Source organism: Citrobacter sp. LJND-P06 (genome assembly GCF_058188415.1).
This window is the reverse complement of sequence record NZ_CP187317.1, coordinates 3266349-3292406: the sequence shown is the minus strand read 5'-3', so window position 1 is coordinate 3292406 and position 26058 is coordinate 3266349. Positions and strand designations below refer to the sequence as shown.

Genomic DNA, 26058 nt, shown 5'->3' with positions numbered 1-26058 from the left:
GTACTCAGGTTATACGGCATGTCATCACTTAATGTTAAACAAGAAAAAGATTCGGAATTTACTGCCTGGCAGCCCGCATCGGCACCCCGTAATAGCAATGAGATTGATTTATTAAACCTCATTGATATTTTATTGCGCGCGAAAAATCGAATTATTACTGTCGTTTTTGCTTTTGCATGTCTCGGGTTACTGATCTCATTTCTGCTACCGCAAAAGTGGACCAGCGAGGCGATTGTCACACCGCCTGAACCTATCCAGTGGCAGGGGCTTGAGAAAACCCTGACGAAACTGCGGGTGCTGGATATGGATGTGAGCGTCGATCGTGACGGCGTATTCAACCTTTTTATCAAGAAGTTTCAATCCCCTTCATTACTGGAAGAGTACCTCCGCTCATCACCTTACGTTATGGATCAGCTGAAAGATGCCGAGATCGATGAGATGGATTTGCACCGGGCAATCGTGGCGCTGAGTGAAAAAATGAAAGCTGTCGACAGTAATGCGGGTAAGAAAAATGATACGTCGTTATATACGTCGTGGACTTTGAGTTTTACCGCTCCGACGCAAGAAGAGGCACAGAAGGTGCTTGCAGGATATATCCAGTATATTTCCAATCTCGTCGTGAAGGAGTCGATTGAGAATATTCGCAATAAGCTGGAAATAAAAACCAGTTTTGAGAAAGCGCGACTGGAGATGGATCGGGCAAGGCTCAAAAACCAGCTTGAGGCCAATATTCAGCGACTCAATTACTCACTGGATATCGCCAATGCAGCCGGGATTAAAAAGCCGGTCTACAGTAACGGTCAGGCAGTAAAAGATGATCCTGACTTTTCTATTTCACTGGGTGCTGACGGGATTGCTCGTAAGCTGAAAATTGAAAAATCTGTGACGGATGTGGCAGAACTAAATGCGGATTTACGAAATCGCCAGTACTACGTTGAGCAGTTGGGCACGATGAATGTCAAGGACGTCAACTTTGTTCCCTTTAAATACCAACTGGCGCCTTCACTGCCTGTGAAGAAAGACGGCCCACGCAAGTCTGTCATCGTGATTCTGGCGGCGTTCCTGGGCGGTATGGTGGCGTGCGGTGGGGTATTACTGCGCCATGCATTGTTTTCCCGCAAGAGGGAAGAATCTCTTTCAATGGAAGAGCAACTGACCTGATGGTTTGCCGGAGAGGAAAACCCTCCGGCTGGCATGAAAGTGGCGTCCGGAACTAGTTTCCGGAACGCCCAAGCGGGACGACTAACGGCGTTCCCGCGATCGGGTCTTCGATTATCATGCAACGCAGCCCATAGATTTCTTCAATCAGTTCCGACGTCACAATCTCCTTCGGCGCGCCCTGTGCCACTATTTTGCCTTCACGTAACGCAATCAGATGCGTGGCATACCGACAGGCCTGATTCAAATCATGCAGGACAGCGGCGAGGGTATATCCTTTCTCACGATTCAGTTCACTCAGCAGCTCCAGCAGATCAATCTGGTGGCTGATATCCAGCCATGTCGTGGGTTCATCCAGTAGCATGATGGATGTCTCTTGCGCCAGCACCATGGCTATCCAGGCACGCTGGCGCTGCCCGCCGGAAAGCGTGTCTACGCTTTGTGTCGCCAGGTTTGTTACCCCCGTGGCGCGCATGGCGCGTATAACCGCCTCTTCATCTTCTTTGCGCCAGCGGGTAAACAAGGGCTGATGCGGATAGCGACCCCGCGCGACCAACTCCTGTACGGTGATGTCGCCGGGTGTGGTGGCATTTTGCGCTAACAGACCGATACGACGAGCCACTTCTTTACTGGCATAGTGCTGAATATGCTCTCCATCCAACCAGACGTGTCCTTTGGCGGGAGTCATCAGGCGACTCAATGTACGCAGCAGCGTCGATTTTCCGCACCCATTCGGTCCGATAATGGCGGTGAAATGGCCGTCGGGAATTGAGACATTCAGATTTTCGGCCACGGTAAATTTACCGTAACCCAGCGTCAACTGGTCGCCACGCAAACGGGCTACTGATTCGGTCATTTTTTGCGGGACTCCTGAATTAACAAGACGATAAGATAAATGCCGCCAAGGCTTACGGTAACAACGCCCACCGGGAGCTGATAAGGCATAAACAGTTGTTGAGCAACCCGATCGGCGAGCAGCAGTAATAGTGCGCCGCACAGCGCTGACAGGGTTAATCCCCAGCGAGCGGTGCCGCTGAGGCGACGTGCAATATGCGGCGCGACAAGCGCGATAAAGGAGATAGGGCCAGCGAGCGCCGTCGCGGCGGCGGTCAGAACCACCGCCACCAGCATCATCAACAAACGGGAGCGCTCCACGCTAACGCCGAGCGCGCAGGCGCTATCATCCCCCATCTCGAGCAGGCGCATACGCCGTACCAGAAGCGCCGCGCAAACCAGCATGGCGATGATCAACGGGGCAGAGGGCCAGGTTTTCACCCATGTCAGGCCGTTGAGTGAACCCGCATTCCATAAACCGGCGGTAAGCGCCGTCTCTAAGGACGCCTCGAGGAGCAACCAGGTATTAAATGCCACCAGCATCGCGCGTACGCCGATGCCAATAATAATCAGCCTGAAGGTTTCAATACCGTTACGCCAGGCAAGCGCCCAGACCACCAGTGACGTGAGTATCCCTCCCAGCATCGCGGCCAGCGCAATCGCCGTCAGATGTTGACCGAACAACACCATGGCAATCAGCACGCCGCTCCAGGCACCGGTGTTGAACCCCATCACATCCGGGCTTCCCAACGGGTTACGCATTAACGACTGGAAAATTGCGCCGCTGACGCCAAGGGCTGCGCCAATAAGCAGCGCCATCAGTACGCGCGGTAAACGCCATTCGGTGACGACCAGCGTGATACTGCGCGGAGCGTCACCCAGTAACGCAGAAATAACCTGCGACGTATCCAGCGTGACGGCGCCACTGCGAAGACTCCATATACTGACGCATACCGCGGCGAATACCAGCCACAGACAGCAGAGGATCAGACGGCGGGAAACGTGTTTCATACGGCGCCCCCGCGTTGTCTGCGTCGGACAAGAAAAATGAGTACCGGTGCACCAATAAACGCACTGACAACTGAAACGCGTAATTCGCCAGGAACGATGACCCGGCCAATGATATCGGCAAACAGCAGCAGGGCAGGGGTAGCCAGAAGTGTGACAGGCAATGACCAGCGGTGATCGGCCCCCACCAGCCAGCGTGCCATGTGCGGCATCATTAAACCAATGAACGCGATAGGGCCGACAATTGCCGTTGCGCTCCCGCATAACACGGTAATCACCAGCAAACCGAGAATCTGGGTACGCGCCACCCTGTTGCCGAGCGCGGTGGCGGTATCGCTGCCCAGACTCAGACTATTGAGCGCCCGACTCAGGCATAACGCGACGACGCCTGCCATCAGTACTGGTGCCAGCACCACCTTCAGCGTGTGCAAACTGCGGATATCCAACGAGCCCGCTTGCCAGAAGCGCAGTTGGTCGTACACATCCGGGTTAAGGAGGGCAATTCCACTGGAAAGCCCTTCCAGCACTGCGCTAAGCGCGACACCGGCCAGCGTCAGCCGTACAGGACTTAACTGACCGCCCCCCTGACTGCCGGTAAACGCCACAATCAGTGACGCCGCAAGGGCACCGGCAAATGCCATCAAGAGTTGTTCCTCTGCGGAGGAATAGCCGAAAAATGCGGCGCCCAGAACAATGGCAAAGCTGGCTCCTGCATTAACACCAAGAATGCCCGGATCGGCAAGCGGGTTGCGGGAGAGCGTTTGCATTAAGGCACCGGCAAGACCCAGCGCGCCCCCGGCCAGTAATCCGGCCAGCGTACGCGGCAGTCGCGCATCCAGCACGATGATGCAGTCAGGGCTTTGACAGTGACCGGTCAGTGCGTCCAGAACGACAGAGGCTGGCAGTGATTTTGCGCCGATAGCCAGACTTAATGCGGTGGCGAGAACAAGTAATAACAACAATCCGGGGACGGCGATAGCGCGCGTCACGGAAACAGAACATGACATATCAAACTTCCCTGATAATGATAGTAATTATCGTTATCGATCTTATTTGGTTATGTTAGCATGTGCAGCCTCTGAATGGATATTTAAAAAAGCTCGTATTAAGGCGTTGTAATGAATCGACAATCCTGGCTATTGAATCTCAGCCTGTTGAAGACGCACCCGGCATTCCGTGCGGTTTTCCTTGCCCGTTTTATCTCCATCGTTTCACTGGGTTTGCTCGGTGTGGCGGTTCCGGTACAGATCCAAATGATGACCCACTCAACGTGGCAGGTCGGTTTGTCGGTGACGCTGACCGGTAGCGCAATGTTTGTGGGTCTGATGGTGGGCGGCGTATTAGCCGATCGCTATGAGCGTAAAAAAGTGATCCTGCTGGCGCGGGGTACCTGTGGTATTGGCTTCATCGGCCTGTGTCTGAACGCGCTGCTGCCGGAACCTTCGCTGCTGGCGATTTATCTGCTTGGCCTGTGGGATGGTTTCTTTGCTTCGCTGGGGGTCACCGCGCTGTTGGCGGCGACGCCAGCGCTGGTTGGCCGCGAAAATCTGATGCAGGCGGGGGCGATTACGATGCTGACGGTTCGCCTGGGATCGGTTATCTCTCCCATGCTGGGTGGACTGCTGTTAGCCACGGGCGGCGTGGCCTGGAACTATGGTCTGGCTGCCGCGGGCACCTTTATCACATTGCTGCCGTTATTGCGGCTTCCGCTATTACCTCCACCGCCTCAGCCCCGTGAGCATCCGCTTAAATCGCTGCTGGCGGCGTTTCGCTTTTTGTTTGCCAGCCCGCTGATTGGCGGTATTGCGCTGCTCGGCGGTTTGCTGACTATGGCGAGCGCGGTGCGGGTGCTCTATCCGGCGCTGGCGCTAAACTGGCACATGTCTGCGGCACAAATTGGTTTTCTCTATGCCGCCATTCCCCTCGGCGCAGCGGTCGGCGCGCTGACCAGCGGACAACTGGCTCACAGCGTACGTCCCGGTCTGATTATGCTGGCTTCCACGGTCGGTTCTTTCCTGGCGATAGGTTTGTTTGGCCTGATGCCCGTCTGGGCGCTGGGCGTTATTTGCCTCGCCCTGTTTGGCTGGCTCAGTGCCATCAGTTCGTTACTGCAATACACGATGCTACAAACGCAAACGCCGGAATCGATGCTCGGCAGGATAAACGGCCTGTGGACGGCGCAGAACGTCACCGGGGATGCTATCGGCGCGGCGCTGTTAGGCGGTCTGGGCGCGATGATGACACCGGTCGCCTCGGCAAGCGTCAGTGGATTTGGACTGGTAATTGTGGGGCTATTACTGCTGCTGTTGCTGAGTGAGTTACGGCGTTTTCGCCAGACGCCTGCAAGTGCCTGATGGCGCTTTGCGTATCAGGCCTACGAGAGATGTAGGCCTGATAAGGCATTCGCCGCCATCCGGCAAAGTAACTTAAAACAGAGCGGCAAGACGGTTCAACAGTAGCGTTGCACTGTAGTAGTCCAGGCGGAACGTTTCGGTACCCAGCGCGTAAACACGTTTATTTTGCACCGCTGGCAGGTGCGCCAGCAATGGGTTGGCATAAATGGCATTGGCGTCGTTGCTGTCACCAGCAAACAAGAATAGTGCCTCACCGTTCAGACCCGCCGCCAGATTTTCACCGCCAAGCTGGACGATGTCGTGGCGTTTCCCCTGACTGGTACTGGTATGCATGTTGGCTGGCAACGCCGCCAGCGTGAAGCCGAGTTGCTCCATCATCTTGCCCTGCGCAGACTCCGGCGTCCATAAGTTGGCGGTGTGCGCGGCGGCAGTGTATACCAGCGCGCTGACCGGTTGCGGCGGCAGTTTAATCTGCTGTTTTACCGCCGCCATTTGTGTATCAAATTCAGCGATGCGTTCCGCCGCCTGTTTTTCCTGTCCGGTTATCCCGCCGAGCTGTGTCAGCAACGACTGCCAGCTTTTATCGTCATAGTTGATGATAAGCGTCGGGGCGATAGAAGAGAGCTGATCGTAAAGCGCCAGCGCAGAGTCGCCGCCGGTGGCGCTTACCAGAATGAGATCGGGCATCTGTGCGGCTACCGCTTCAGCACTGGGTTCGCCGATGTACAGACGGTTCAGTTTGCGCGCTTTCGCCACCTCGCTCCATTGGCGTAAAAAACCGTGATCGTCACCGACGCGGTTGTTCGGCGTGGTGGCCCCGCTGGCAATAACTGGGGCGTCAATGGCCAGCAGCGAACCGGTCAGTGTGACGCTGGTCGAGACAATACGCTCAGGTTTGTGCTCCAGCGTGTGTGTTCCACGGCTGTCGGTTATCTGACGTGGCCAGTCAGCGGCGTGGGCTGAGGAGAATCCGAAAACGAAGAGCCCAATCAGCAGGCCAGGCAGAAAAGATAATCTCACAACGCAGTTCCTGTTATCAGTGAAGTTAATGCTTCTCATTTTCATTGTTAGCGAGAAGGGATGCAAGTCAAAGTCGCACAATGTGTTAGCGCAAGAGTTGACATGCCGTCTGTTTGCTTTTAGGTTAGCGACCGAAAATATAAATGATAATCATTATTAAAACCTTTATCATTTTTGGAGGATGATATGGATACGTCACTGGCCGAGGATGTACAGCAGAAAATGGCAACGCTTGCCCCCGAACATTTTTTCTTTATGTCGCCGTATCGCAGTTTTACGACGTCCGGATGCTTCGCCCGCTTTGATGAACCTGCTGTGGATGGGGATTCCCCTGATAGCCCGTTTCAACAAAAATTACATGCGCTGTTTGCCAGGGCCAAATCGCAGGGGATTAAAAACCCGGTCATGGTCGGCGCGATCCCCTTTGATACACGCCAGCCTTCGTCGCTGTTTATACCGGAGTCCTGGCAGACGTTTTCTCGCCCGGCAAAGCAACAGTCATCGCGCTATTTCACTGAATATCCGTCCCTGAACGTCGTTGCGCGTAACGCCATTCCTGAGCAGGATAATTTTGAGGCGATGGTGGCGAAAGCGGCGGCGCTGACGGCAACGCCGGAAGTCGACAAAGTGGTGTTGTCGCGTCTGATTGATATCACCACCGACGACAATATCGACAGCGGAGCCTTGCTGGAACGCCTGGTGGCGCAAAACCCCGTTAGTTACAACTTCCATGTCCCGCTGGAAGACGGTGGGGTATTGCTCGGCGCCAGCCCGGAATTGCTGCTGCGTAAAGAGGGCGATCATTTCAGTTCTCTGCCGTTGGCCGGGTCGGCTCGCCGTCAGCCTGATGATGTGCTGGACAGAGAGGCGGGTAATCGTCTGCTGGCGTCGGAAAAAGACCGTCATGAACACGACCTGGTCACTCAGGCGATGAAAAAGGTGCTGCGCAATCGCAGCCGTGAATTACAGCTTCCGTCCTCCCCGCAACTGGTCGCCACCCCCACGCTTTGGCATCTTGGCACACCGTTTGAAGGCAAAGCGAACGCACAAGAGAACGCCCTGACGCTGGCGTGTCTGCTGCACCCGACTCCGGCATTGAGCGGTTTCCCGCATCAGGTCGCGAAAAAGTGGATCGCGGAACTTGAACCGTTTGACCGTGAATTGTTTGGCGGCATCGTCGGCTGGTGTGACGCCGAAGGCAACGGTGAATGGGTTGTGACGATCCGCTGCGCGACGTTACGCCAGAATCAGGTGCGCTTTTTTGCCGGTGCGGGAATTGTGCCTGCCTCCTCCCCGATTGCGGAGTGGCGTGAAACGGGCGCGAAACTTTCCACCATGTTGAATGTGTTCGGACTGCATTAAGGAGCAATGATGAGCATTCCTTTCACCCGGTGGCCTGATGAATTTGCCCGTCGCTACCGTGAAAAAGGGTACTGGCAGGATCTGCCCTTAACGGACATTCTGACCCGCCATGCGCTGAGCGATAAAACGGCGGTGATTGAGGGCGAGCGTCACCTGAGCTATCGCCAACTCAATCAAGCCTCGGAGAATCTGGCCTGTAGTTTGCGTCGTAAGGGGATTAACGCGGGCGACACTGCGCTGGTACAACTGGGCAATGTGGCCGAGTTATACATCACCTTTTTCGCCTTGTTGAACATTGGCGTGGCGCCGGTTCTGGCGCTGTTCAGCCATCAGAGAACCGAACTGAATGCGTACGCCAGGCAAATCGAACCAACGCTGCTGATTGCCGATCGCCAACATGCATTGTTCGCCGGGGATGATTTCCTGAATGCGTTTATGGCTGAGCACGCGTCTGTTCGCGTCGTGCAATTGCTTAATGACGAGGGCGAACACAATCTGCGTGCGGCGATGAATCAGCCCGTCGCAGATTTTACTGCGACGCCGTCGCCTGCCGATGAAGTGGCGTATTTTCAGCTTTCCGGTGGCACAACCGGCACGCCGAAACTGATCCCGCGTACCCATAATGACTATTACTACAGCGTGCGTCGTAGTAATGAAATCTGCCATTTCAGCGAAGAGACACGCTATTTGTGCGCTATTCCGGCGGCACATAACTATGCCATGAGTTCTCCGGGAGCGCTGGGCGTGTTCCTCGCGGGGGGAACTGTGGTGCTGGCCGCCGATCCGAGCGCCACGCTGTGCTTCCCGCTCATAGAAAAACATCAGATCAATTCAACGGCGCTGGTGCCTCCGGCAGTTAGCCTGTGGCTTCAGGCCATTGGCGAGTGGGGAAGCAACGCGCAACTGGCGTCTCTGAAACTGTTGCAAGTGGGGGGCGCGCGGCTTTCCGCCACGCTGGCTGCACGTATTCCTGCCGAAATTGGCTGCCAGTTGCAGCAGGTGTTTGGGATGGCCGAAGGGCTGGTGAACTACACCCGTCTGGATGACAGCCCGGAGCGCATTATCCATACCCAGGGGCGCCCGATGTGTCCTGACGATGAGGTCTGGGTGGCGGATGCCGAGGGCAACCCGCTGCCGCAAGGGGAAACGGGGCGTCTGATGACGCGTGGGCCGTACACCTTTCGCGGTTATTTCAAAAGCCCTGAACATAACGCCAATGCATTCGATGCCGACGGTTTTTACTGCTCCGGCGATCTGATCTCGATAGACGAAGCCGGGTACATCACGGTACAGGGGCGAGAAAAAGATCAGATCAACCGTGGCGGAGAAAAGATCGCTGCCGAAGAGGTAGAAAACCTGTTATTGCGCCATCCGTCGGTGATCCACGCGGCGCTGGTCAGCATGGAAGATGAGCTGATGGGGGAGAAAAGCTGCGCGTATCTGGTGGTGACATCACCGCTGCGTGCGGTACAGGTACGACGTTTCCTGCGTGAACAGGGCGTTGCGGAATTCAAATTACCCGACCGTGTGGAATGCGTTGAGGCTCTGCCTCTGACCCCGGTCGGTAAAGTCGATAAAAAACAATTACGTCAGTGGCTGGCGTCACGGGCACCTGCCTGAAGGAGAAAATAACATGGCTATTCCTAAACTGCAGGCTTACGCGCTGCCCACTGCACTTGATATTCCCTCCAGCAAAGTGAACTGGGACGTTGAACCGCAGCGTGCTGCGCTGCTTATCCATGATATGCAGGACTATTTCGTTAGCTTCTGGGGCGATAATTGCCCGATGATGGCGCAGGTGATCGCCAATATCGCCGCGCTGCGTCAGTACTGTAAAGAGAACCATATTCCGGTCTATTACACCGCTCAGCCTAAAGAGCAAAGTGATGAAGACAGGGCGTTGCTCAACGATATGTGGGGGCCGGGGCTAACGCGTTCACCTGAGCAACAAAAAATTGTCGGGCCGCTGGCACCGGATGAGGCCGATAACGTGCTGGTGAAATGGCGTTACAGCGCATTCCACCGTTCTCCACTGGAGCATATGCTGAAAGAAACCGGCCGTAATCAGCTAATCATTACCGGGGTGTATGCGCACATTGGTTGTATGACCACCGCAACGGATGCCTTTATGCGTGATATTAAGCCGTTTATGGTGGCGGATGCGCTGGCTGACTTTAGTCGTGACGAACATCTGATGTCGCTGAATTATGTGGCGGGACGTACCGGTCGCGTAGTCATGACGCAAGAACTGTTGCCCGCGCCGGTTCCTGCCAGCAAAGAGGCGCTGCGTGCGGCTATCCTGCCGTTGCTGGATGAGTCCGATGAGCCGATGGACGATGAAAATCTGATCGACTACGGTCTGGATTCGGTGCGCATGATGGCGCTGGCGGCACGCTGGCGTAAGGTACACAACGACATCGATTTTGTCATGTTAGCGAAGAACCCGACGATTGACGCCTGGTGGACGCTGCTTTCCCGCGAGGTGAAATAATGGCTGGCGTTGATTTTCAGGGCAAAACGGTCTGGGTCACTGGCGCCGGAAAAGGCATTGGCTATGCGACGGCACGGGCGTTTGTCGACGCTGGCGCGTGCGTTACCGGGTTCGATCGTGAATTTACGCGCGACGACTATCCGTTTGCAACTCAGGTGCTGGATATTGCGCAGCGTGAGCAGGTGGCGCAGGTGTGCCAGCGCCTGCTGCAAAAAACCGAACGTCTGGACGTGCTGGTGAATGCCGCGGGAATTTTGCACATGGGCGCGACGGATGAACTCAGCGCCGATGAATGGCAGCAGACCTTTGCCGTCAACGTGGGCGGCGCGTTTAATCTCTTCCAGCAGACGATGGCGCAGTTTCGTCGCCAGCAGGGGGGCGCTATCGTCACCGTGGCTTCCGATGCCGCACATACGCCGCGGATTGGCATGAGTGCTTATGGCGCATCGAAAGCGGCGCTGAAAAGTCTGGCGCTGACCGTCGGGCTGGAACTGGCCGCCAGCGGCGTGCGGTGTAATCTCGTTTCACCGGGTTCAACGGACACCGATATGCAGCGCACGTTGTGGGTCAGTGATGACGCCGAACAGCAGCGAATTCGCGGTTTTGGCGAGCAGTTTAAACTCGGCATTCCGTTGGGGAAAATCGCGCGTCCTCAGGAAATCGCCAATACCATTCTGTTTCTGGCCTCCGATCTGGCAAGCCACATTACGTTGCAGGATATTGTGGTTGATGGCGGCTCAACGCTGGGAGCATAACGATGATCTGGAAACGCCATTTGACGCTTGAAGAACTGAATGCCACCAGCCAGAACACGATGGTGGCGCATCTGGGGATTGTCTACACCCGACTCGCTGACGACGTGCTGGAAGCGGAAATGCCCGTTGATGCCCGGACGCATCAGCCGTTTGGTTTACTGCATGGCGGGGCGTCAGCGGCGCTGGCGGAGACGCTGGGTTCAATGGCGGGTTATCTGATGACCCGCGACGGGCAGTGCGTTGTCGGCACCGAACTGAACGCCACTCACCACCGGGCGGTATCCCAGGGAAAAGTGCGCGGTGTGTGCCAGCCACTGCATCTCGGACGGCAAAATCAGAGTTGGGAAATTGCTGTTTTTGATGAACAAGGACGGCGTTGTTGCACCTGCCGTTTAGGGACTGCCGTTCTGGGGTAATGTCGGCAAAATAAAATGATATTGCAGGGTTAGCAGGTGAATGGAGTGATCCAGTTAACAATGCGATGTAAATGATCAGTGATATATCTGGTTTATGAAGTTGTCATGTTGTTAAAACCAGCAAAGGTGTTATAGAAACAAAATGTAACATCTCTCTGGAACACGCAAACGGACAACAACCATGAATAAATCAGGGAAATACCTCATCTGGACAGTGCTCTCTGTTATGGGAGCATTTGCCCTGGGATATATTGCGTTAAACCGTGGTGAACAGATCAACGCGTTGTGGATTGTGGTGGCGTCGGTCTGTGTCTATCTCATTGCCTACCGTTTTTATGGTCTGTATATCGCCAAAAAAGTGCTGGCGGTTGACCCGACGCGTATGACGCCTGCCGTGCGTCATAACGACGGTCTGGATTACGTCCCTACCGACAAAAAAGTGTTATTCGGTCACCATTTTGCCGCCATTGCGGGCGCAGGCCCGCTGGTGGGGCCGGTGCTGGCGGCGCAGATGGGCTACCTGCCAGGTATGATCTGGCTGCTGGCTGGCGTGGTGCTAGCCGGTGCGGTACAGGATTTCATGGTGCTCTTTGTCTCGACTCGCCGCGACGGTCGCTCGTTGGGAGAGTTGGTCAAAGAGGAAATGGGCCCTACAGCAGGCGTCATTGCGCTGGTGGCCTGTTTTATGATCATGGTGATTATTCTGGCGGTGCTGGCGATGATTGTCGTCAAAGCCCTGACCCACAGCCCGTGGGGAACCTACACCGTGGCGTTTACCATTCCGCTGGCGATCTTCATGGGGGTTTACCTGCGTTATCTGCGCCCCGGACGAATTGGCGAAGTGTCGGTCATCGGTCTGGTATTCCTGGTCTTTGCCATTATTTCCGGTGGTTGGGTGGCCCAAAGTCCCACCTGGGCTCCGTACTTTGATTTCACTGGCGTACAACTGACCTGGATGCTGGTGGGGTACGGTTTTGTGGCGGCAGTACTGCCCGTATGGCTGCTGTTGGCGCCGCGTGACTACCTCTCCACGTTCCTGAAAATTGGCACCATCGTGGGCCTGGCGGTCGGCATTCTGATTATGCGACCCACGCTGACCATGCCCGCGCTGACCAAATTTGTTGACGGTACAGGGCCGGTGTGGACGGGCAACCTGTTCCCGTTCCTGTTTATTACCATTGCCTGTGGGGCGGTGTCCGGATTCCACGCGCTGATCGCGTCCGGCACCACGCCGAAGATGTTGGCGAACGAAGGCCAGGCCTGTTTTATTGGTTACGGCGGTATGCTGATGGAATCCTTCGTTGCCATTATGGCGCTGGTTTCCGCCTGTATTATCGATCCGGGCGTGTACTTTGCCATGAACAGCCCAATGGCCGTGCTGGCGCCAGCCGGAACCACTGATGTGGTGGCTTCTGCGGCGCAGGTGGTGAGCAGTTGGGGCTTTGCGATCACGCCGGACACGCTGCATCAAATCGCCAATGAAGTGGGTGAACAATCCATTATCTCGCGTGCAGGTGGCGCACCGACGCTGGCGGTGGGGATGGCTTACATTCTGCACGGCGCGCTCGGCGGTATGATGGACGTCGCGTTCTGGTATCACTTTGCGATTCTGTTTGAAGCGCTGTTTATTCTGACGGCGGTGGACGCAGGAACCCGCGCAGCGCGCTTTATGCTGCAGGACTTGCTGGGCGTGGTTTCTCCTGGGCTGAAACGCACCGATTCACTGCCTGCCAACCTGCTGGCGACCGCGCTCTGCGTGATGGCCTGGGGTTACTTCCTGCATCAGGGCGTCGTTGACCCACTGGGCGGAATTAACACCCTGTGGCCGCTGTTTGGTATTGCCAACCAGATGCTGGCGGGTATGGCGCTGATGCTTTGCGCTGTGGTTCTGTTCAAGATGAAACGTCAGCGCTACGCATGGGTCGCCCTCGTCCCCACGTCCTGGCTGCTGATTTGTACCCTGACAGCAGGCTGGCAGAAAGCGTTTAGCCCGGACAACAAAGTGGGCTTCCTGGCTATCGCCAATAAATTCCAGGCGATGATCGACAGCGGCAAGATCCCGGCGCAGTACACCGAATCGCAGTTGTCGCAACTGGTGTTTAACAACCGTCTGGATGCCGGTCTGACCGTCTTCTTCATGGTGGTGGTCGTGGTGCTGGCGTTGTTCTCCATCAAGACCGCGCTGGCTGCCCTGAAGGTCGACAAACCGACGGCAAAAGAGACGCCGTATGAGTCGATGCCGGAAAATGTAGAAGAGATTGTGGCGCAGGCGAAAGGCGCGCACTAATCTTCAACTATTAAGCCCTCTCCGGTTGGAGAGGGCGTTTGCATAACAGGTAACCGCTATGTTTGATACGCTCTCAAAAGCCGGGAAATACTTAGGTCAGGCGGCAAGGTTGATGATCGGCGTGCCAGACTACGACAACTATGTTGAGCACATGCGCATTACGCATCCGGATCAAACGCCGATGACCTATGAAGAATTTTTCCGTGAGCGACAAGACGCGCGCTATGGGGGAAAAGGCGGCGCGCGTTGTTGCTAACGGAGGCTCCTCATTTTTTAACGCCGTGAACGGCTGAACGCATAACGCCATTGTCGTTATTTGACCGTCCAGGCTTTCGAAAATTGGCGGCCTGCAAACAATTCCTGCAGGCCGTTGATTTGTTTCAGGCGCAACACTTCATCATCATCCATCCCTAACTCTTTGCCGATTTCTTTCTCGTCCCAGCCGAGTTGTGAGAGTTCACGAACGATCTCCGACATGGCGTGGATCTGGTGTCGACCCCGCGCGCGGTTGTGGCGAATTGTGGACGCAATACGTTCATGGCGGGTGCGCTCCAGACATGCGACGGGCAGATAGCCTTTCAGACGCGCTCTTAGCGCCGCTTTTTTTTTCCCTAATTCATGTCGATGGAAACCATCTATTATCTCGTACTCTTCTGAACCGGATTGTGCGACGACGATCGGTTGTGTGAAACCGTCTGCTTCAATCGATTTTAGCAGCAGCTTTTTCTCCGGCGGCGCGACATTATTTGGGTTGTAATCGTTTGGCGCAATGTGTTCATTTTTAATCCATAATACGCAGTCGACAGGTTCATGACGAAAAGGGCTGACGCTGTGGATGGCCATTCTGAACTCATTAATAGCGCGGATCCGATCTTCTTCCGGCAGTGCCGAGAGAAAGTGGGTTAATTCCTGAGTTAATCGTTGTTGCATAGTATTCCCCATTCCTGACGTTTCGCTTTCATACGTTCGTTATAACGCTGGTAACTTTTCGGTTTTGTTGGGCTAAAAGAGAGCGCCCGGCACCAGTAATCATTATTCAGCAGCACCTTGCAGATACGTCGCCATGATGGGATATCTTTTGTGCCAATATCGCTGTCTTGCGTTTGGGGAATATCGTTCAGACCTTGCTTTTTATACCACTGTAAATAGACGGCGATTTTATTGCAGTAATGTTCGGAGGTTTGTTCCGGCATACTGTTGAGCAACAGCAGGGCGTACTCTTTCCAGCTTAGGTGATCGGGCTTTAAGAGTTTTCGATGACCATAAAAATGGTTGTCGTGACCGGCATAGATACCGCCGCTTTTTACGCCACTCACGCGCGCACACATCGCTGCCCAGCGTTCGGGTTCGAGGACATGGTACAGCCACAGTCCCTGACGCTGCTCCGGGCCGAAAGGTTCGCAAATTCGCATGTAGCGGGTGGGGACGCCAGCCTGGTACATCAGGTTATACAAGGGATTACAGCGTTTTTTTGTTTTTGCGAACCAGGTCCAGATGTCTGCGGTTTTCCAGTCATATATCGGGTAAATGTACCAGGTGTGCCCACCCGGTGCGGAGGTTGTCCAGGGTTTGTCATCCGCAAAACGCTGCTTCTGTGAGGAGGCTATCGCGACAAATCGATTATAAGACTCGTCGGCCCGGATACCGATCAACATGGCGGCAGGCCGGTTATTAGAAAACCAGTCAGCAAAATAACGAACAAATTGCTCAAAGGTCATATCTGGCTGATAAAAAGGAAAATAGCCGGGGTCGGTAATGGCATCCGGCGGTGGTTGGCGCACCCAGTCTGTATTCGGGGCCCAGCATTGCCATTCGGGTTGGTATTGGGATAATGCGTTTTGTGTCGTCAACGGCAAGGCAACCCAATAAAAATCGTCGATGACATCGGCGTAATCATTTCGCAGTGCCTGGACATACTCAATGGTGCATGAGAATTGCGCTTCCCAGTCAATGAATAATATACATATTTTTTTCCGCAGTTGACGGGCAAGGGTCGCGGTCAGGTGCAGCATGAGCCCCGAATCTTTACCGCCCGAAAATGAAACACAGACCCGAGGGAGCGTTTCAAGCGCCCACGTAATGCGCTCTTGCGCGGCCTCCAGGACATTTTGGTCAAGTGGAAATTTGTAGATGGACATTTTGACGCTGGCTCTCAATATTAAATTGATTTTATTCGAGATATTTTATTATAAGATATTCAAATTCTTTAAAAATGCAATGAATTAAAATATTGCGTTCATGAATGTCATTTTGTGATTTATAATAAATGTGAATTAGTTTTCATAAATCCGAGGGCGGTAACGCGTGCAGGTTACTGCTATTGGTTAATTTGTAATATATATAATGAATAATTGGTCGTTGCTTAATTACACGTGGTTATACATATTAAAGCAGTGAGTAAAAATAATGACGATTCTTTTTTGAGCGCGGGCGGATGCATTATGCGGTAAGGGAAGTGAGTGATTTAAGCGGGTGACTGGAATGAGAGCAATCACCCTTGATGGTTGCGTTAACGACTATTCATCATCGCATCCAGTTGTGCTTTTTCTGGCAATCCTACAACCTGCTGTAACGTGTTTTCTTTGTTCATATAGTAGATGGCGGGTGTGACGTTAGCCCCCAAATCGTCCATGATTTTTTGATTGCTGTTAAGCATACGCATCGCCTCAGGAGAAACGGTTGTCGGGATTTCCAGTTTGAGTTTGCCCTTCGAGGCCTCATAGTCGTGCCAGGTTTTTGCCGGGTCTTTCGCGGTCAAAATCGCCGCCGCAGTTGCCGGGCTTTCTGGCTTGATCACGCCAACCAGCAGGGTGCGCAATTGTACTTTGCCGGATTCTACCCAGGGGCGGGCCTGTTGCCAGAATTGCTTGCAGTAAGGGCAGAAAGGATCGGCGAACACATAAAGTACGACGGGCGCATCCTTTTTACCGTCTAACAGCCAGGATGATTTTTCCATGCGCTGCCACAGCTCTCGCCCGGCGGGTGCATAGATCTCTTTTTCTATCAATGCATTGCTGAGGTTTTCACCTTTTTCATCATACATGTACCCGGAGATCGCCTGTTTGCCGTCCGGGGTGAGATAAATGGTGACGCCCATGTCCTGATATTTTCCCAGGTAACCTTTCATCCCGCCCGGCGCATCGAAGGATTTCAGGATTGTAATTCCTTGTTTTTCGATGGCTTTGACCGGCGCTGGCAGTTCTTCCGCCTGAGCGATGAGAGGGAGGAGAGTCAGCAATAGCGTTCGTTTTAGCATTATTTTTCCTTAAAAATCAGTGCGAAAGAAAGGTCGATGATCAAACCTATCGCAGCCATAGAGAAGACCTTAGGCCGGATGATTGCCCTTTCTTCAGTGGGGTGTTGTAATCCCCGTCGCTGTTACAGCCTTTGTTAAGGTAATGTAGAGCGCAACACATAGCCAGTTTCGCTGGCACTGAAGTTACCTACGGGTAGTTCAGGTAATGGGGCCGCCTGAAAAGGGGGCCTTTTTACTTTCTGTCGCCGGTTGGCGGCGTAGGGTTCACAAAGTTGTCTTGCGTCGGTTGTTAGATAACGCTTATTGATTTGATAATGGAAACGCATTAGCCGAATCGGAAAAATTTCGTTAACTTACAACTCAACGAAAACACGGAGGAAGTACAGATGTCCTTGATTAACACTAAAATTAAACCTTTCAAAAACCAGGCGTTCAAAAACGGTGAATTCGTCGAAGTTACCGAAAAAGATACCGAAGGCCGCTGGAGCGTTTTCTTCTTCTACCCGGCTGACTTCACTTTCGTATGCCCGACTGAACTGGGCGACGTTGCTGACCATTACGATGAACTGCAGAAACTGGGCGTAGACGTTTACTCTGTGTCTACCGACACCCACTTCACTCACAAAGCATGGCACAGCAGCTCTGAAACCATCGCGAAAATCAAATATGCGATGATCGGCGACCCGACTGGCGCCCTGACCCGTAACTTCGACAACATGCGTGAAGACGAAGGTCTGGCTGACCGTGCAACCTTCGTTGTTGACCCGCAGGGTATCATCCAGGCAATCGAAGTTACCGCTGAAGGCATTGGCCGCGATGCGTCTGACCTGCTGCGTAAAATCAAAGCAGCTCAGTATGTTGCTTCTCACCCAGGTGAAGTTTGCCCGGCGAAATGGAAAGAAGGCGAAGCGACGCTGGCTCCATCTCTGGATTTAGTAGGCAAGATCTAAGCCTTTAAGGCGCTTCGAAGCCGGATGGCGCTGCGCTTATCCGCCTACACATCGGGCCTACAACATCGTAGGTCGGGTAAACGAAGTGCCACCCGGCAATCAATGGGCGCATCAGCGCCCATTTCATTCCAACACTATGATGCAAGCTGCATTCAGGCTGCTCGAAAGGCCGCTTGCATGATGATGTTTTTAAAGCAGGAGATTAACGATGCTCGACGCTAACATGAAAACCCAGCTCAAGGCGTACCTTGAGAAACTGACGAAACCTGTTGAGCTGATTGCCACGCTGGATGACAGCGCCAAATCGGTGGAAATCAAGGAACTGCTGACTGAAATTGCCGAACTGTCAGAGAAAGTGACCTTTAAAGAAGATAACAGCTTAGCCGTGCGCAAGCCGTCATTCCTGATAACCAACCCGGGTTCAACCCAGGGCCCGCGTTTTGCCGGCTCCCCGTTGGGGCATGAATTTACCTCTCTGGTTCTGGCGCTGTTGTGGACCGGTGGCCATCCGTCGAAAGAAGCGCAGACGCTGCTTGAGCAGATCCGTGAAATCGACGGTGATTTTGAGTTTGAAACCTATTACTCGCTTTCTTGCCACAACTGCCCGGACGTGGTGCAGGCGCTGAACCTGATGGCGGTGCTGAACCCACGTATTAAGCATACGGCCATTGACGGCGGGACATTCCAGAACGAAATCACCGAGCGTAACGTGATGGGCGTTCCGGCGGTTTACGTTAACGGAAAAGAGTTTGGCCAGGGGCGTATGACCCTGACGGAAATCGTCGCGAAAGTCGATACTGGCGCAGAAAAACGCGCAGCGGAAGAGTTGAACAAACGTGATGCGTATGATGTGCTGATTGTCGGTTCTGGCCCGGCGGGCGCGGCTGCGGCCGTTTACTCTGCGCGTAAAGGCATTCGCACGGGGTTGATGGGCGAGCGTTTTGGCGGTCAGGTACTCGACACCGTGGATATCGAAAACTACATCTCAGTGCCGAAAACCGAAGGTCAGAAGCTGGCGGGGGCATTAAAAGCGCACGTCGATGATTACGATGTGGATGTGATTGATAGTCAGAGCGCCAGCAAACTGGTTCCCGCTACGCAAGAAGGCGGCCTGCACCAGATTCAAACGGCATCCGGCGCGGTGCTGAAAGCCCGAAGCATTATCATTGCGACGGGGGCCAAATGGCGCAATATGAACGTGCCGGGTGAAGATCAATATCGTACTAAAGGCGTGACGTACTGCCCGCACTGCGACGGCCCGCTGTTTAAAGGCAAACGCGTGGCGGTGATTGGCGGCGGTAACTCCGGTGTGGAAGCGGCTATCGATCTGGCCGGCATTGTGGAGCACGTGACGTTGCTGGAATTTGCGCCAGAGATGAAGGCCGATCAGGTACTGCAGGATAAAGTACGCAGCCTGAAAAACGTCGATATCATCCTGAACGCGCAGACCACTGAAGTCAAAGGCGATGGCAGCAAAGTTACCGGGCTTGAGTACCGCGACCGTGTCAGCGGCGATGTTCACAACGTGGCACTGTCAGGTATTTTTGTTCAGATTGGCCTGTTACCGAACACCACCTGGCTGGAGGGCGCGGTTGAACGTAACCGTATGGGTGAAATCATCATTGATGCGAAATGTGAAACCAGCGTGAAAGGCGTATTCGCCGCCGGTGACTGCACCACCGTACCGTATAAGCAAATCATCATTGCAACGGGCGAGGGCGCCAAAGCTTCCCTGAGTTCGTTTGATTATCTGATTCGCACCAAAACCGCATAAAAAAAGACAGTAAGACTGTCACCTGCAAGCTCAAACCGCCTGTGAAATTCCGGGCGGTTTTTTTATTGTCTTCAGTAGCAACAAAAAGCCCTGCCGGACTCTCTCCTGGCAGGGCTTTTCAGTATCAGACTCGGGCGAATTAACGCACGACTAACACGGGCAGGTTGGCGTGGCGGACAACGCTTGACGCATTCGAACCGAGAAGATGTGTGCTGATAGATGGGTTTCGCGACCCAATAACCACCACATCGGCCTTCAGCTCTTCCGCTAATTCGTTGACCACGTCGCGCACGTTGCCAAAACGAACATGCGGCTTAATCCGCGAAGGATCAAGACTGAAATGACCGACCATCGTTTGCAGGCGGGTTTCCGCTTCGTGCTGCAGATGCTCCTCAAAACGGCGAACATCGGCGGCAAACCGATGCAAACTCAAACTGGCGGAACCCGGCAGAACATGCAGCAGATGAATGACGCCATCCTGTTGCGCCAGAAATTCAGCGTGGCGTACGGCCTTGTCACTCAGTTCCATTTCGAAAACATCAACCGGCATAATGATTGTTTTGTACATAAGCAGTCTCTCCTTGTTATCGCATGAACATATAACATCATACTAATAAATATGATTCTGTCAGTCACGGCACAGATTTAGGTTTTTAAAGGATCAAAGAGGAGACAATACTGAGAATAAGGGATTACCAGTGCTGTTCGAGAAATAGCACAGCGGCAACGAGAATCGCTGCTATCAGGATATACACTACCGTGATACCGAGAGCCTCAGCCATATGCTTTTCCACCGACAGATACCCCAATCAGGTTAGTTGGTCGTAAAAAAAGCAGGAATGATAAATTTGGTTGATATTTGACCGGAAAGAGGATGCGAATGCATCCTCTGCAAAATAACGCGTTTGGCTTTGATAAGACAGCGTTAGCGCAGGTAATCGCCCGCCGCTTCAGGCTGGTATTCAAGCTCCAGCACTTCAAGGTGCGTAGAGGTGCCACCCGGCAGTTCCCAGTGAATGGTGTCGCCAACGCGCAGACCTAACAGGGCAGCGCCAACCGGAGCCATCACCGACAATTGGGTGCTGCTGTCCGTCATGTTCGCCGGATAGACCAGAGTGCGAACGCGCGTCTCGCCGTCGGCAAGGTTACGGAATTTCACCCGACTGTTCATGGTCACGACGTTATGCGGCATCTCTTCTGGTGAACACATTTGGGCGCGATCCAGCTCTGCGTTTAACGCTTCAGCAATCGGTAAACCGGCAAACGCAGGTTGCTCCAACAGGCGGTCGATGCGTTCGGCGTCGAGGTCGTTGATGATAATAGTTGGTCTGGACATTTATTACTCCATGTCGTCGATACTGCGAGTAGCGCAGGTAAATAATCCCAAAAGAAAACCCTCACCGTCTGGCGGCGAGGGTTTAGCTTTCCTGATGATACTGAGACTTACCCCTTCTTTGAAGTGATTTAGTTCACATTCGGGCAAATCCTTAACATTGATGACGTTTATAGCATTGAGTGAATTTTAGTCGAAAAACGGGATCGTTCTCAAATTTGCATTATGCTTTTTAAGCGCTCGCCGCGGGCGGGTCCACATACTCAGCGTTTCCTTGAAGGAGAGCTCATGAGCCAGTACGACAAACTCACGTTAAAAGATGGCAGTTATCTGTACTTTAAAGATTGGGGCAGCGGGCAGCCTATCGTCTTTAGCCACGGCTGGCCGTTGACGGCAGATGCGTTCGAAGATCAGATGCTTTTTCTGGGATCGAAAGGGTTTCGCGTGATTGCTCACGATCGTCGGGGACATGGCCGTTCGGCACAGCCCTGGGACGGTCATCATATGGATCAGTATGCCGATGATCTGGCCGAGTTGACGTCACACCTGAATTTAAAAGATGCGGTGCATGTCGGACATTCGACAGGCGGCGGTGAGGTTGCACGCTACATTGGTCGTCATGGGACACAGCGGGTCGCGAAAGCCGTACTGATTAGCGCAGTGACGCCCATTATGGTCAAGACCGATTTTAACCCCAACGGCGTACCGAAAGAGGTGTTCGATGGCATCCGGCAAGGTGTCGTCAACGATCGCGCCGCATTTTTCTATGAGCTTACTGCGGCGTTTTATGGCTACAACCGGGCTGGAGAAAAAGAGTCAAAAGCAGTGCGTGAGAGCTTTGTCGAGCAAGGTTTACAAGGGTCAATAAAAGCGCTGTACGACTGTATTAAGGCGTTTTCAGAAACTGATCTGCGGGATGATCTCAAAAGAATGACGATTCCGACGCTGGTTATTCATGGCGATGATGATCAAATCGTCCCGTTTGAAACGTGCGGTAAAGTGGCGGCGGCGATGTTGCCTGACGCGCAGTTGAAAATTTATGAAGGGGGATCGCACGGTATTTGTACCACCCATAAGCACCAGATTAATCAGGATCTGCTGACGTTTATCCAGTCATAGCGGCTGACGGATTGTTCTGCGCTGATCCTCTTTAATCCACAGGGAGATGAGCGAAGCGCAATTGGCGTTAAACCGGCGCGGTTTATGCACCGGTTTCAGAGGCTCAATATCCGACGGCATCCAGAATCATCTGTTTGCCGCAGTTGCCGGGATGCGGTTGCGGTGCAAAAGAGGCGGCAGCCAGCGGCGTGTTGATGGCGTTTGCCTGTAACGAAAACTGCATTTCCGTCAGGTAGGCGGGATTCCCCTGGCAGCTCAACTTCACCGCTTTGACGCTTTCTTTACCCCAGCTTGCCGCCACAGCGGCATCAAAGTCAGCGCGGCTGACGGTTTTGCCGTAATGGTTTCTCAGAAAATCGCCCAGCGCGCTGCGCTTAACCTCGTTGTTCAGGCGCACCATGGTGTTGAAATAGACATTCGGATCAAAGCCAAAACAGGCGCCGTGTTTGGCGTATTCGTAGCGTTCAAGGCACGTGTGTCCTCCGGCACCGGGCATCACCGCGCTCAACTTCGCGGCGCTTTCCAGCGACAGGCCTGTTTGAGGTGCGGCGCATTTACGGCTGGCGCGGGCTTCCGGCAAGTTCGGGATCGGGCGGGTCGCACAGCCGTAGCGCATCCATCGACGTTCATCCACGCCTCTGACGGCAATGGATTTCGGCAGACCTGGCCACAGTCCGTGTACGGTCAGAAAATCGGCTTTGTCCTGGGTTTCTTTTTGCAGGCGGCATTCGTCAGGTTCCTGACGCTGGCGTTCATGCTGGCTTTGGCAAAAACCTGTTTGCCAGGAGAGCGCCAACACATAACGGTCGAAATCACCGTACTGTTTCGCCTGAAGTTCGTCGGCTTTCACCGTGGAGACTGGCAGCAGAAATGCGGCCAGTAAGGGACTGTAATGCCATATTGGTTTCATGATTCATTCTGATATATAGAAATACTGTATATCATCTATTTAACCATAAAAAATGCCAGTCAGGTTTATCTGACTGGCATCATTTTCATACGGCTTTCGGGAAGGGGATTAGTTCCACAGCGCCAGAATCGGCCACCCTACCAGCAGCAGCAACGAGATATAGATGACGCCAAAGATCGCGCCCAGGCGCCAGTAGTCTTTGGATTTCACATAGCCGCAGCCGTAAATGATAACGCCAGGGCCTGTCGCGTAAGGTGTCAGACAGCCCATGATACCGATGGACAGCACCAACAGAGTACACAGGTGTTCCATCGGCACGCCCGGGATACCTTTACCGACCGCCAGAATAACCGGCAGCATGGTTGCGGTATGTGCAGAGAGGCTGGCAAACAGGTAGTGCGCAAAATAGAACACCAGCACCAGCACAATCACCGTTGCGTTAGGCGAGAAGCCTTCCAGGTGAGTACTCATGGTGGAAGCGAACCAGTCGATAAAGCCGGAGCGGGTCAGGCCATTCGCCATCACCACCAGCGTAGCGAGGTTGACCAGGGTGTTCCACGCGCTGTTATAACGGGTAATGTCTTTCCACGGCACAACATGCAGCGCCAGCATCAGAGAGACGGCCAGCAGACCAACGGCGGTGGCGTCGATTATTTCACCGCCAAAGACCCACAGACCTAAGCTGAGCAGTACCAGGCCTATCAGTGTTAACTCTTTACGGGTCAGACTACCCATCGTTTTAAGTTCTTCACCGGCCCATGAGGCGACTTCTGCGCTGTGGGTGATTTCCGGTTTGTAGAGCACGTACGAGAGCCACGGCGCAACGATAAGCAAAATGATACCGACCGGCAGGAAGCCCAGGAACCATTGCAGCCAGCTAATTTGAATACCCGCAATTTTGTTGACGAATTCCAGACCCAGTACGTTCGGCGCAGCGCCGGTGACAAACATGGAAGAACTGATGCTGGTACCGATGACCATCATCCACATCAGATACCCACCGATACGACGAGCGGAAGGATCGTTAGGGAATGATTTAAACAGCGGCGGCAGGTTTTTGATTACCGGGAATACAGTCCCCCCGGTTCGCGCCGTGTTAGAGGGGGTAAACGGTGCCAGCAGGATGTCAATGATGACAATCGCATAGCCCAGCGTCAGGGTACGCTTACCCATGAATTTCACCAGGAACAGCGCGATTCGACGTCCCAGGCCAGTGACTTCGTAACCCAGAGCGAAGATAAAGGCGCCAAATACCAGCCATACCGTGGTACTGGAGAAACCGGCCAGCCCCCATTTCAACGCCTGTTTCCCGGCATCAAAGCTGGGATCCGCCAGCTCTTTGGCATCAAACAGCAGGTAGTCGCTGCCAATCACGCAAATGGTAACGGCAATAAAACTGATGGCTGTCGCCGGAATCGGCTCCAGAATCATCCCGACAATCATCGCCACAAAAACGGCGAAATAGTGCCAGGCCTGAGGGGGCATTCCATCAGGGACAGGGATAAGAAACATGACGCCCATAACCAGCAATGGGGCCAACAACTTCCATATACTATCTTTAGATAAAGACATGAGTGATTCTCCGGAAAGGATCTTTTATGTAATTGTGTTAATGGTTAACTTGCGAAATTTGGGCTAAAAACCAGGTGATAATCAGTAGATCGGCGCAGCCCCCGGGACTGAGGTTGCGTTCAATGCACTGCTGGTCAAACTGGCGTAGAGAATGAAGATCGGCGGGGGTGCGTATTCCCCCATTTTGCAGCAAACTATTTGCCTGCTGCTGTAACCAGTGCAGTCCCTGTTCCCCACCGCGAGACGCGACGTTGGTATCCCCGTTCATCGCCATCAGCAGCAGTAAGGTATCGAGTAACGCCAGTTCAGGATCTCGCCCCTGAGCCAGCAGAACACGGTAGTGCGGCAGCGCATGATGAATCACCAGCGGATAGCCAGCTTCCGCTTCACCTCGCGCACCGGTTAACCCCAATTGTTGATACAGACGCTGACCTGCTGTGAGTTGTTGATTGTTCTGGCGCAGTTCACGTTGTGTCATGCCCGCGCAAAAGGCGGCGGCGGTACGACAGAGCGTCTCGGGCGTGATCGGGGCGTGTTGTTGATGGAGGCGACCCACGGCGGCAAACAGCAATCCCAGCGAAAAAATACTGCCTTTGTGGGTATTGACTCCGGCGGTCGCGCGGAACATGTCTGCTTCGCAAGCCATTCCAATCGGACGCAAACCTTTCAGTACGTCTTCTGGCGACATTGACGCGCTGTAAGCGCCATATTCGATAAAGCGTGGCAGCCAGGCCTGGATTGCCTCAGCGCTACGGTGGAAATCGTCCAGCGCCATATCTTTGTGCGCACCACAGTTGATGCGATCCACCAGACCGGGTTTGGGCGATAAATTCACCTCGGTCATCATGGCGCGCCATCCCAGCGTTGCCCAGTCTTCGAGCAAAGAGGGGGAGAGGACGGTATTTGTGGTCGACGTTGCGTTATTGGGCATCATGCAGCAACGCCTCCATCTGAATGAGAAGATCGGAAAGCGCGTGGGTTTTACCCCGCGCGCATTCAACGGCGCTTTGCTCGCACAGCAGGCAGCGGCGAGGCGCAAGCGCAAAATCGCGGCGGGACATAATGACCCCCTCTGGGGTCAACACATCGATATCCCACAAACGTCCCAGCGGGGACTGATGTTCCAGTTCGATCGTGGCAAGCTTGATGTCGCGGGCCGCACCTTCAAGCGCAAACAGCGCTTCCGGCCCGCTGGCGGAAACCACGATGGACTGCTCCCTGATAAGCCAGCCAGACTTCTGCATCATTGTGCGCAAAGCCTCCACGCCGAGATTAAAGATGCCGCGAGTGACTTCGCTGTCTTTAATCGGCCCCGGCGCGACCACGGTAAAGGAGATCAGTGGTGTCGCGTGGCGCACGAGCCAGGCGTGTTGCTTTGCTTGTCTCTCATCACGGCTGGCGAGCAGCTCGGGAATCGAAACCGGATGATGGGTGGCGTTAACCGGGAGCAGGTGCATGG

The 26058-nt window shown here is 53.9% G+C and carries 26 protein-coding genes; 12 read left to right on the top strand and 14 right to left on the bottom strand.

Annotated features, from left to right (window positions below; genetic code table 11):
- Window positions 1-18: 18 nt before the first annotated feature.
- Window positions 19-1161, top strand: a complete 1143-nt coding sequence (gene wzz(fepE) / locus ACO7SM_RS15765) for an LPS O-antigen length regulator Wzz(fepE) (protein WP_490470963.1) — start codon at window positions 19-21, stop codon at window positions 1159-1161.
- A gap of 52 nt (window positions 1162-1213) precedes the next feature.
- Here wzz(fepE) and fepC read toward each other — a convergent pair whose 3' ends face one another.
- From fepC to fepD, 3 genes are read right to left on the bottom strand one after another with little or no spacing between them, the layout of a single operon-like run.
- Window positions 1214-2014 carry an iron-enterobactin ABC transporter ATP-binding protein gene (fepC, locus tag ACO7SM_RS15760; protein ID WP_490468307.1) on the bottom strand — a complete coding sequence of 267 codons (801 nt, stop codon included), beginning with the start codon at window positions 2012-2014 and terminating at the stop codon, window positions 1214-1216.
- Window positions 2011-3003: an iron-enterobactin ABC transporter permease gene (fepG, locus tag ACO7SM_RS15755; RefSeq protein ID WP_490468306.1), complete on the bottom strand. Its 993-nt coding sequence runs from the start codon at window positions 3001-3003 to the stop codon at window positions 2011-2013. Before fepG ends, fepC begins: the two co-directional genes overlap by 4 nt.
- Window positions 3000-4007: a Fe(3+)-siderophore ABC transporter permease gene (gene fepD / locus ACO7SM_RS15750; RefSeq protein WP_490468305.1), complete on the bottom strand. Its 1008-nt coding sequence runs from the start codon at window positions 4005-4007 to the stop codon at window positions 3000-3002. The genes fepG and fepD overlap by 4 nt, the downstream gene beginning before the upstream one ends.
- A 111-nt stretch (window positions 4008-4118) precedes the next feature.
- On the opposite strand from fepD, the gene entS reads away from it, so the two are divergent.
- A complete protein-coding gene (gene entS, locus ACO7SM_RS15745) occupies window positions 4119-5354 on the top strand; it encodes an enterobactin transporter EntS (protein WP_192611503.1) in 1236 nt (411 codons plus the stop codon).
- Window positions 5355-5426: 72 nt separating this feature from the next.
- On the opposite strand, the gene fepB is transcribed toward entS, so the two are convergent.
- Entirely contained in the window at window positions 5427-6374 is a 948-nt protein-coding gene (gene fepB, locus ACO7SM_RS15740; protein ID WP_490468304.1) for a Fe2+-enterobactin ABC transporter substrate-binding protein, read from the bottom strand.
- Window positions 6375-6560: 186 nt separating this feature from the next.
- Here fepB and entC point away from each other — a divergent pair, with 186 nt between their 5' ends.
- The 7 genes from entC to ACO7SM_RS15705 all read left to right on the top strand — a co-directional run bounded on the left by entC (window position 6561) and on the right by ACO7SM_RS15705 (window position 13941).
- The gene (gene entC, locus ACO7SM_RS15735) at window positions 6561-7736 is read left to right on the top strand and encodes an isochorismate synthase EntC (protein ID WP_490468303.1); all 1176 of its coding nucleotides are present in this window, start codon (window positions 6561-6563) and stop codon (window positions 7734-7736) included.
- Between the two features lie 9 nt (window positions 7737-7745).
- Window positions 7746-9356 (top strand): (2,3-dihydroxybenzoyl)adenylate synthase EntE, encoded by a 1611-nt coding sequence (entE, locus tag ACO7SM_RS15730; RefSeq protein ID WP_490470962.1) that lies wholly within the window; start codon window positions 7746-7748, stop codon window positions 9354-9356.
- 13 nt (window positions 9357-9369) lie between these two features.
- Entirely contained in the window at window positions 9370-10227 is an 858-nt protein-coding gene (locus ACO7SM_RS15725) for an isochorismatase (RefSeq protein ID WP_490468302.1), read from the top strand.
- Window positions 10227-10982: a 2,3-dihydro-2,3-dihydroxybenzoate dehydrogenase EntA gene (gene entA, locus ACO7SM_RS15720; protein ID WP_490468301.1), complete on the top strand. Its 756-nt coding sequence runs from the start codon at window positions 10227-10229 to the stop codon at window positions 10980-10982. Before ACO7SM_RS15725 ends, entA begins: the two co-directional genes overlap by 1 nt.
- Window positions 10983-10984: 2 nt before the next feature.
- On the top strand, window positions 10985-11398 hold the full coding sequence (gene entH, locus ACO7SM_RS15715; RefSeq protein ID WP_490468300.1) for a proofreading thioesterase EntH: 414 nt from the start codon (window positions 10985-10987) through the stop codon (window positions 11396-11398).
- A gap of 181 nt (window positions 11399-11579) precedes the next feature.
- Window positions 11580-13685, top strand: a complete 2106-nt coding sequence (gene cstA, locus ACO7SM_RS15710; RefSeq protein ID WP_490468299.1) for a pyruvate/proton symporter CstA — start codon at window positions 11580-11582, stop codon at window positions 13683-13685.
- Between the two features lie 58 nt (window positions 13686-13743).
- On the top strand, window positions 13744-13941 hold the full coding sequence (locus ACO7SM_RS15705) for a YbdD/YjiX family protein (protein WP_271443690.1): 198 nt from the start codon (window positions 13744-13746) through the stop codon (window positions 13939-13941).
- A 56-nt stretch (window positions 13942-13997) separates the two neighbouring features.
- On the opposite strand, the gene ACO7SM_RS15700 is transcribed toward ACO7SM_RS15705, so the two are convergent.
- The 3 genes from ACO7SM_RS15700 to dsbG all read right to left on the bottom strand — a co-directional run bounded on the left by ACO7SM_RS15700 (window position 13998) and on the right by dsbG (window position 16941).
- The gene (locus tag ACO7SM_RS15700; RefSeq protein ID WP_490468298.1) at window positions 13998-14615 is read right to left on the bottom strand and encodes an IbrB-like domain-containing protein; all 618 of its coding nucleotides are present in this window, start codon (window positions 14613-14615) and stop codon (window positions 13998-14000) included.
- Complete coding sequence (locus ACO7SM_RS15695) at window positions 14600-15823, bottom strand: phosphoadenosine phosphosulfate reductase (protein WP_490468297.1); 1224 nt, start codon at window positions 15821-15823, stop codon at window positions 14600-14602. The genes ACO7SM_RS15700 and ACO7SM_RS15695 overlap by 16 nt, the downstream gene beginning before the upstream one ends.
- Before the next feature lie 371 nt (window positions 15824-16194).
- Window positions 16195-16941, bottom strand: a complete 747-nt coding sequence (gene dsbG, locus ACO7SM_RS15690; protein WP_490468296.1) for a thiol:disulfide interchange protein DsbG — start codon at window positions 16939-16941, stop codon at window positions 16195-16197.
- A gap of 386 nt (window positions 16942-17327) precedes the next feature.
- Between dsbG and ahpC the strand changes: the two genes are divergently transcribed.
- A complete protein-coding gene (gene ahpC / locus ACO7SM_RS15685) occupies window positions 17328-17891 on the top strand; it encodes an alkyl hydroperoxide reductase subunit C (protein WP_181622636.1) in 564 nt (187 codons plus the stop codon).
- A 208-nt stretch (window positions 17892-18099) separates the two neighbouring features.
- Window positions 18100-19665, top strand: a complete 1566-nt coding sequence (gene ahpF, locus ACO7SM_RS15680; RefSeq protein ID WP_490468295.1) for an alkyl hydroperoxide reductase subunit F — start codon at window positions 18100-18102, stop codon at window positions 19663-19665.
- 139 nt (window positions 19666-19804) lie between these two features.
- Here the strand turns inward: ahpF and uspG are convergent, their stop codons facing one another.
- The 3 genes from uspG to rnk all read right to left on the bottom strand — a co-directional run bounded on the left by uspG (window position 19805) and on the right by rnk (window position 21001).
- Window positions 19805-20233, bottom strand: coding sequence for a universal stress protein UspG (uspG, locus tag ACO7SM_RS15675; RefSeq protein WP_192611515.1), 429 nt, complete (start codon window positions 20231-20233; stop codon window positions 19805-19807).
- A 124-nt stretch (window positions 20234-20357) separates the two neighbouring features.
- Window positions 20358-20447 (bottom strand): small membrane protein YldA, encoded by a 90-nt coding sequence (gene yldA, locus ACO7SM_RS15670; RefSeq protein ID WP_304521075.1) that lies wholly within the window; start codon window positions 20445-20447, stop codon window positions 20358-20360.
- 143 nt (window positions 20448-20590) lie between these two features.
- Window positions 20591-21001 (bottom strand): nucleoside diphosphate kinase regulator, encoded by a 411-nt coding sequence (rnk, locus tag ACO7SM_RS15665; RefSeq protein WP_490468294.1) that lies wholly within the window; start codon window positions 20999-21001, stop codon window positions 20591-20593.
- Between the two features lie 285 nt (window positions 21002-21286).
- On the opposite strand from rnk, the gene ACO7SM_RS15660 reads away from it, so the two are divergent.
- Window positions 21287-22117: an alpha/beta fold hydrolase gene (locus tag ACO7SM_RS15660; protein ID WP_490468293.1), complete on the top strand. Its 831-nt coding sequence runs from the start codon at window positions 21287-21289 to the stop codon at window positions 22115-22117.
- 103 nt (window positions 22118-22220) lie between these two features.
- Here ACO7SM_RS15660 and rna read toward each other — a convergent pair whose 3' ends face one another.
- From rna to citX, 4 genes are all read right to left on the bottom strand, one after another.
- The gene (gene rna / locus ACO7SM_RS15655; RefSeq protein WP_490468292.1) at window positions 22221-23027 is read right to left on the bottom strand and encodes a ribonuclease I; all 807 of its coding nucleotides are present in this window, start codon (window positions 23025-23027) and stop codon (window positions 22221-22223) included.
- A 108-nt stretch (window positions 23028-23135) separates the two neighbouring features.
- On the bottom strand, window positions 23136-24599 hold the full coding sequence (gene citT, locus ACO7SM_RS15650; RefSeq protein ID WP_490468291.1) for a citrate/succinate antiporter CitT: 1464 nt from the start codon (window positions 24597-24599) through the stop codon (window positions 23136-23138).
- A gap of 37 nt (window positions 24600-24636) precedes the next feature.
- Entirely contained in the window at window positions 24637-25530 is an 894-nt protein-coding gene (gene citG, locus ACO7SM_RS15645) for a triphosphoribosyl-dephospho-CoA synthase CitG (RefSeq protein ID WP_490470961.1), read from the bottom strand.
- The gene (gene citX, locus ACO7SM_RS15640) at window positions 25520-26056 is read right to left on the bottom strand and encodes a citrate lyase holo-[acyl-carrier protein] synthase (protein ID WP_490468290.1); all 537 of its coding nucleotides are present in this window, start codon (window positions 26054-26056) and stop codon (window positions 25520-25522) included. The genes citG and citX overlap by 11 nt, the downstream gene beginning before the upstream one ends.
- Between the last annotated feature and the right edge of the window lie 2 nt (window positions 26057-26058).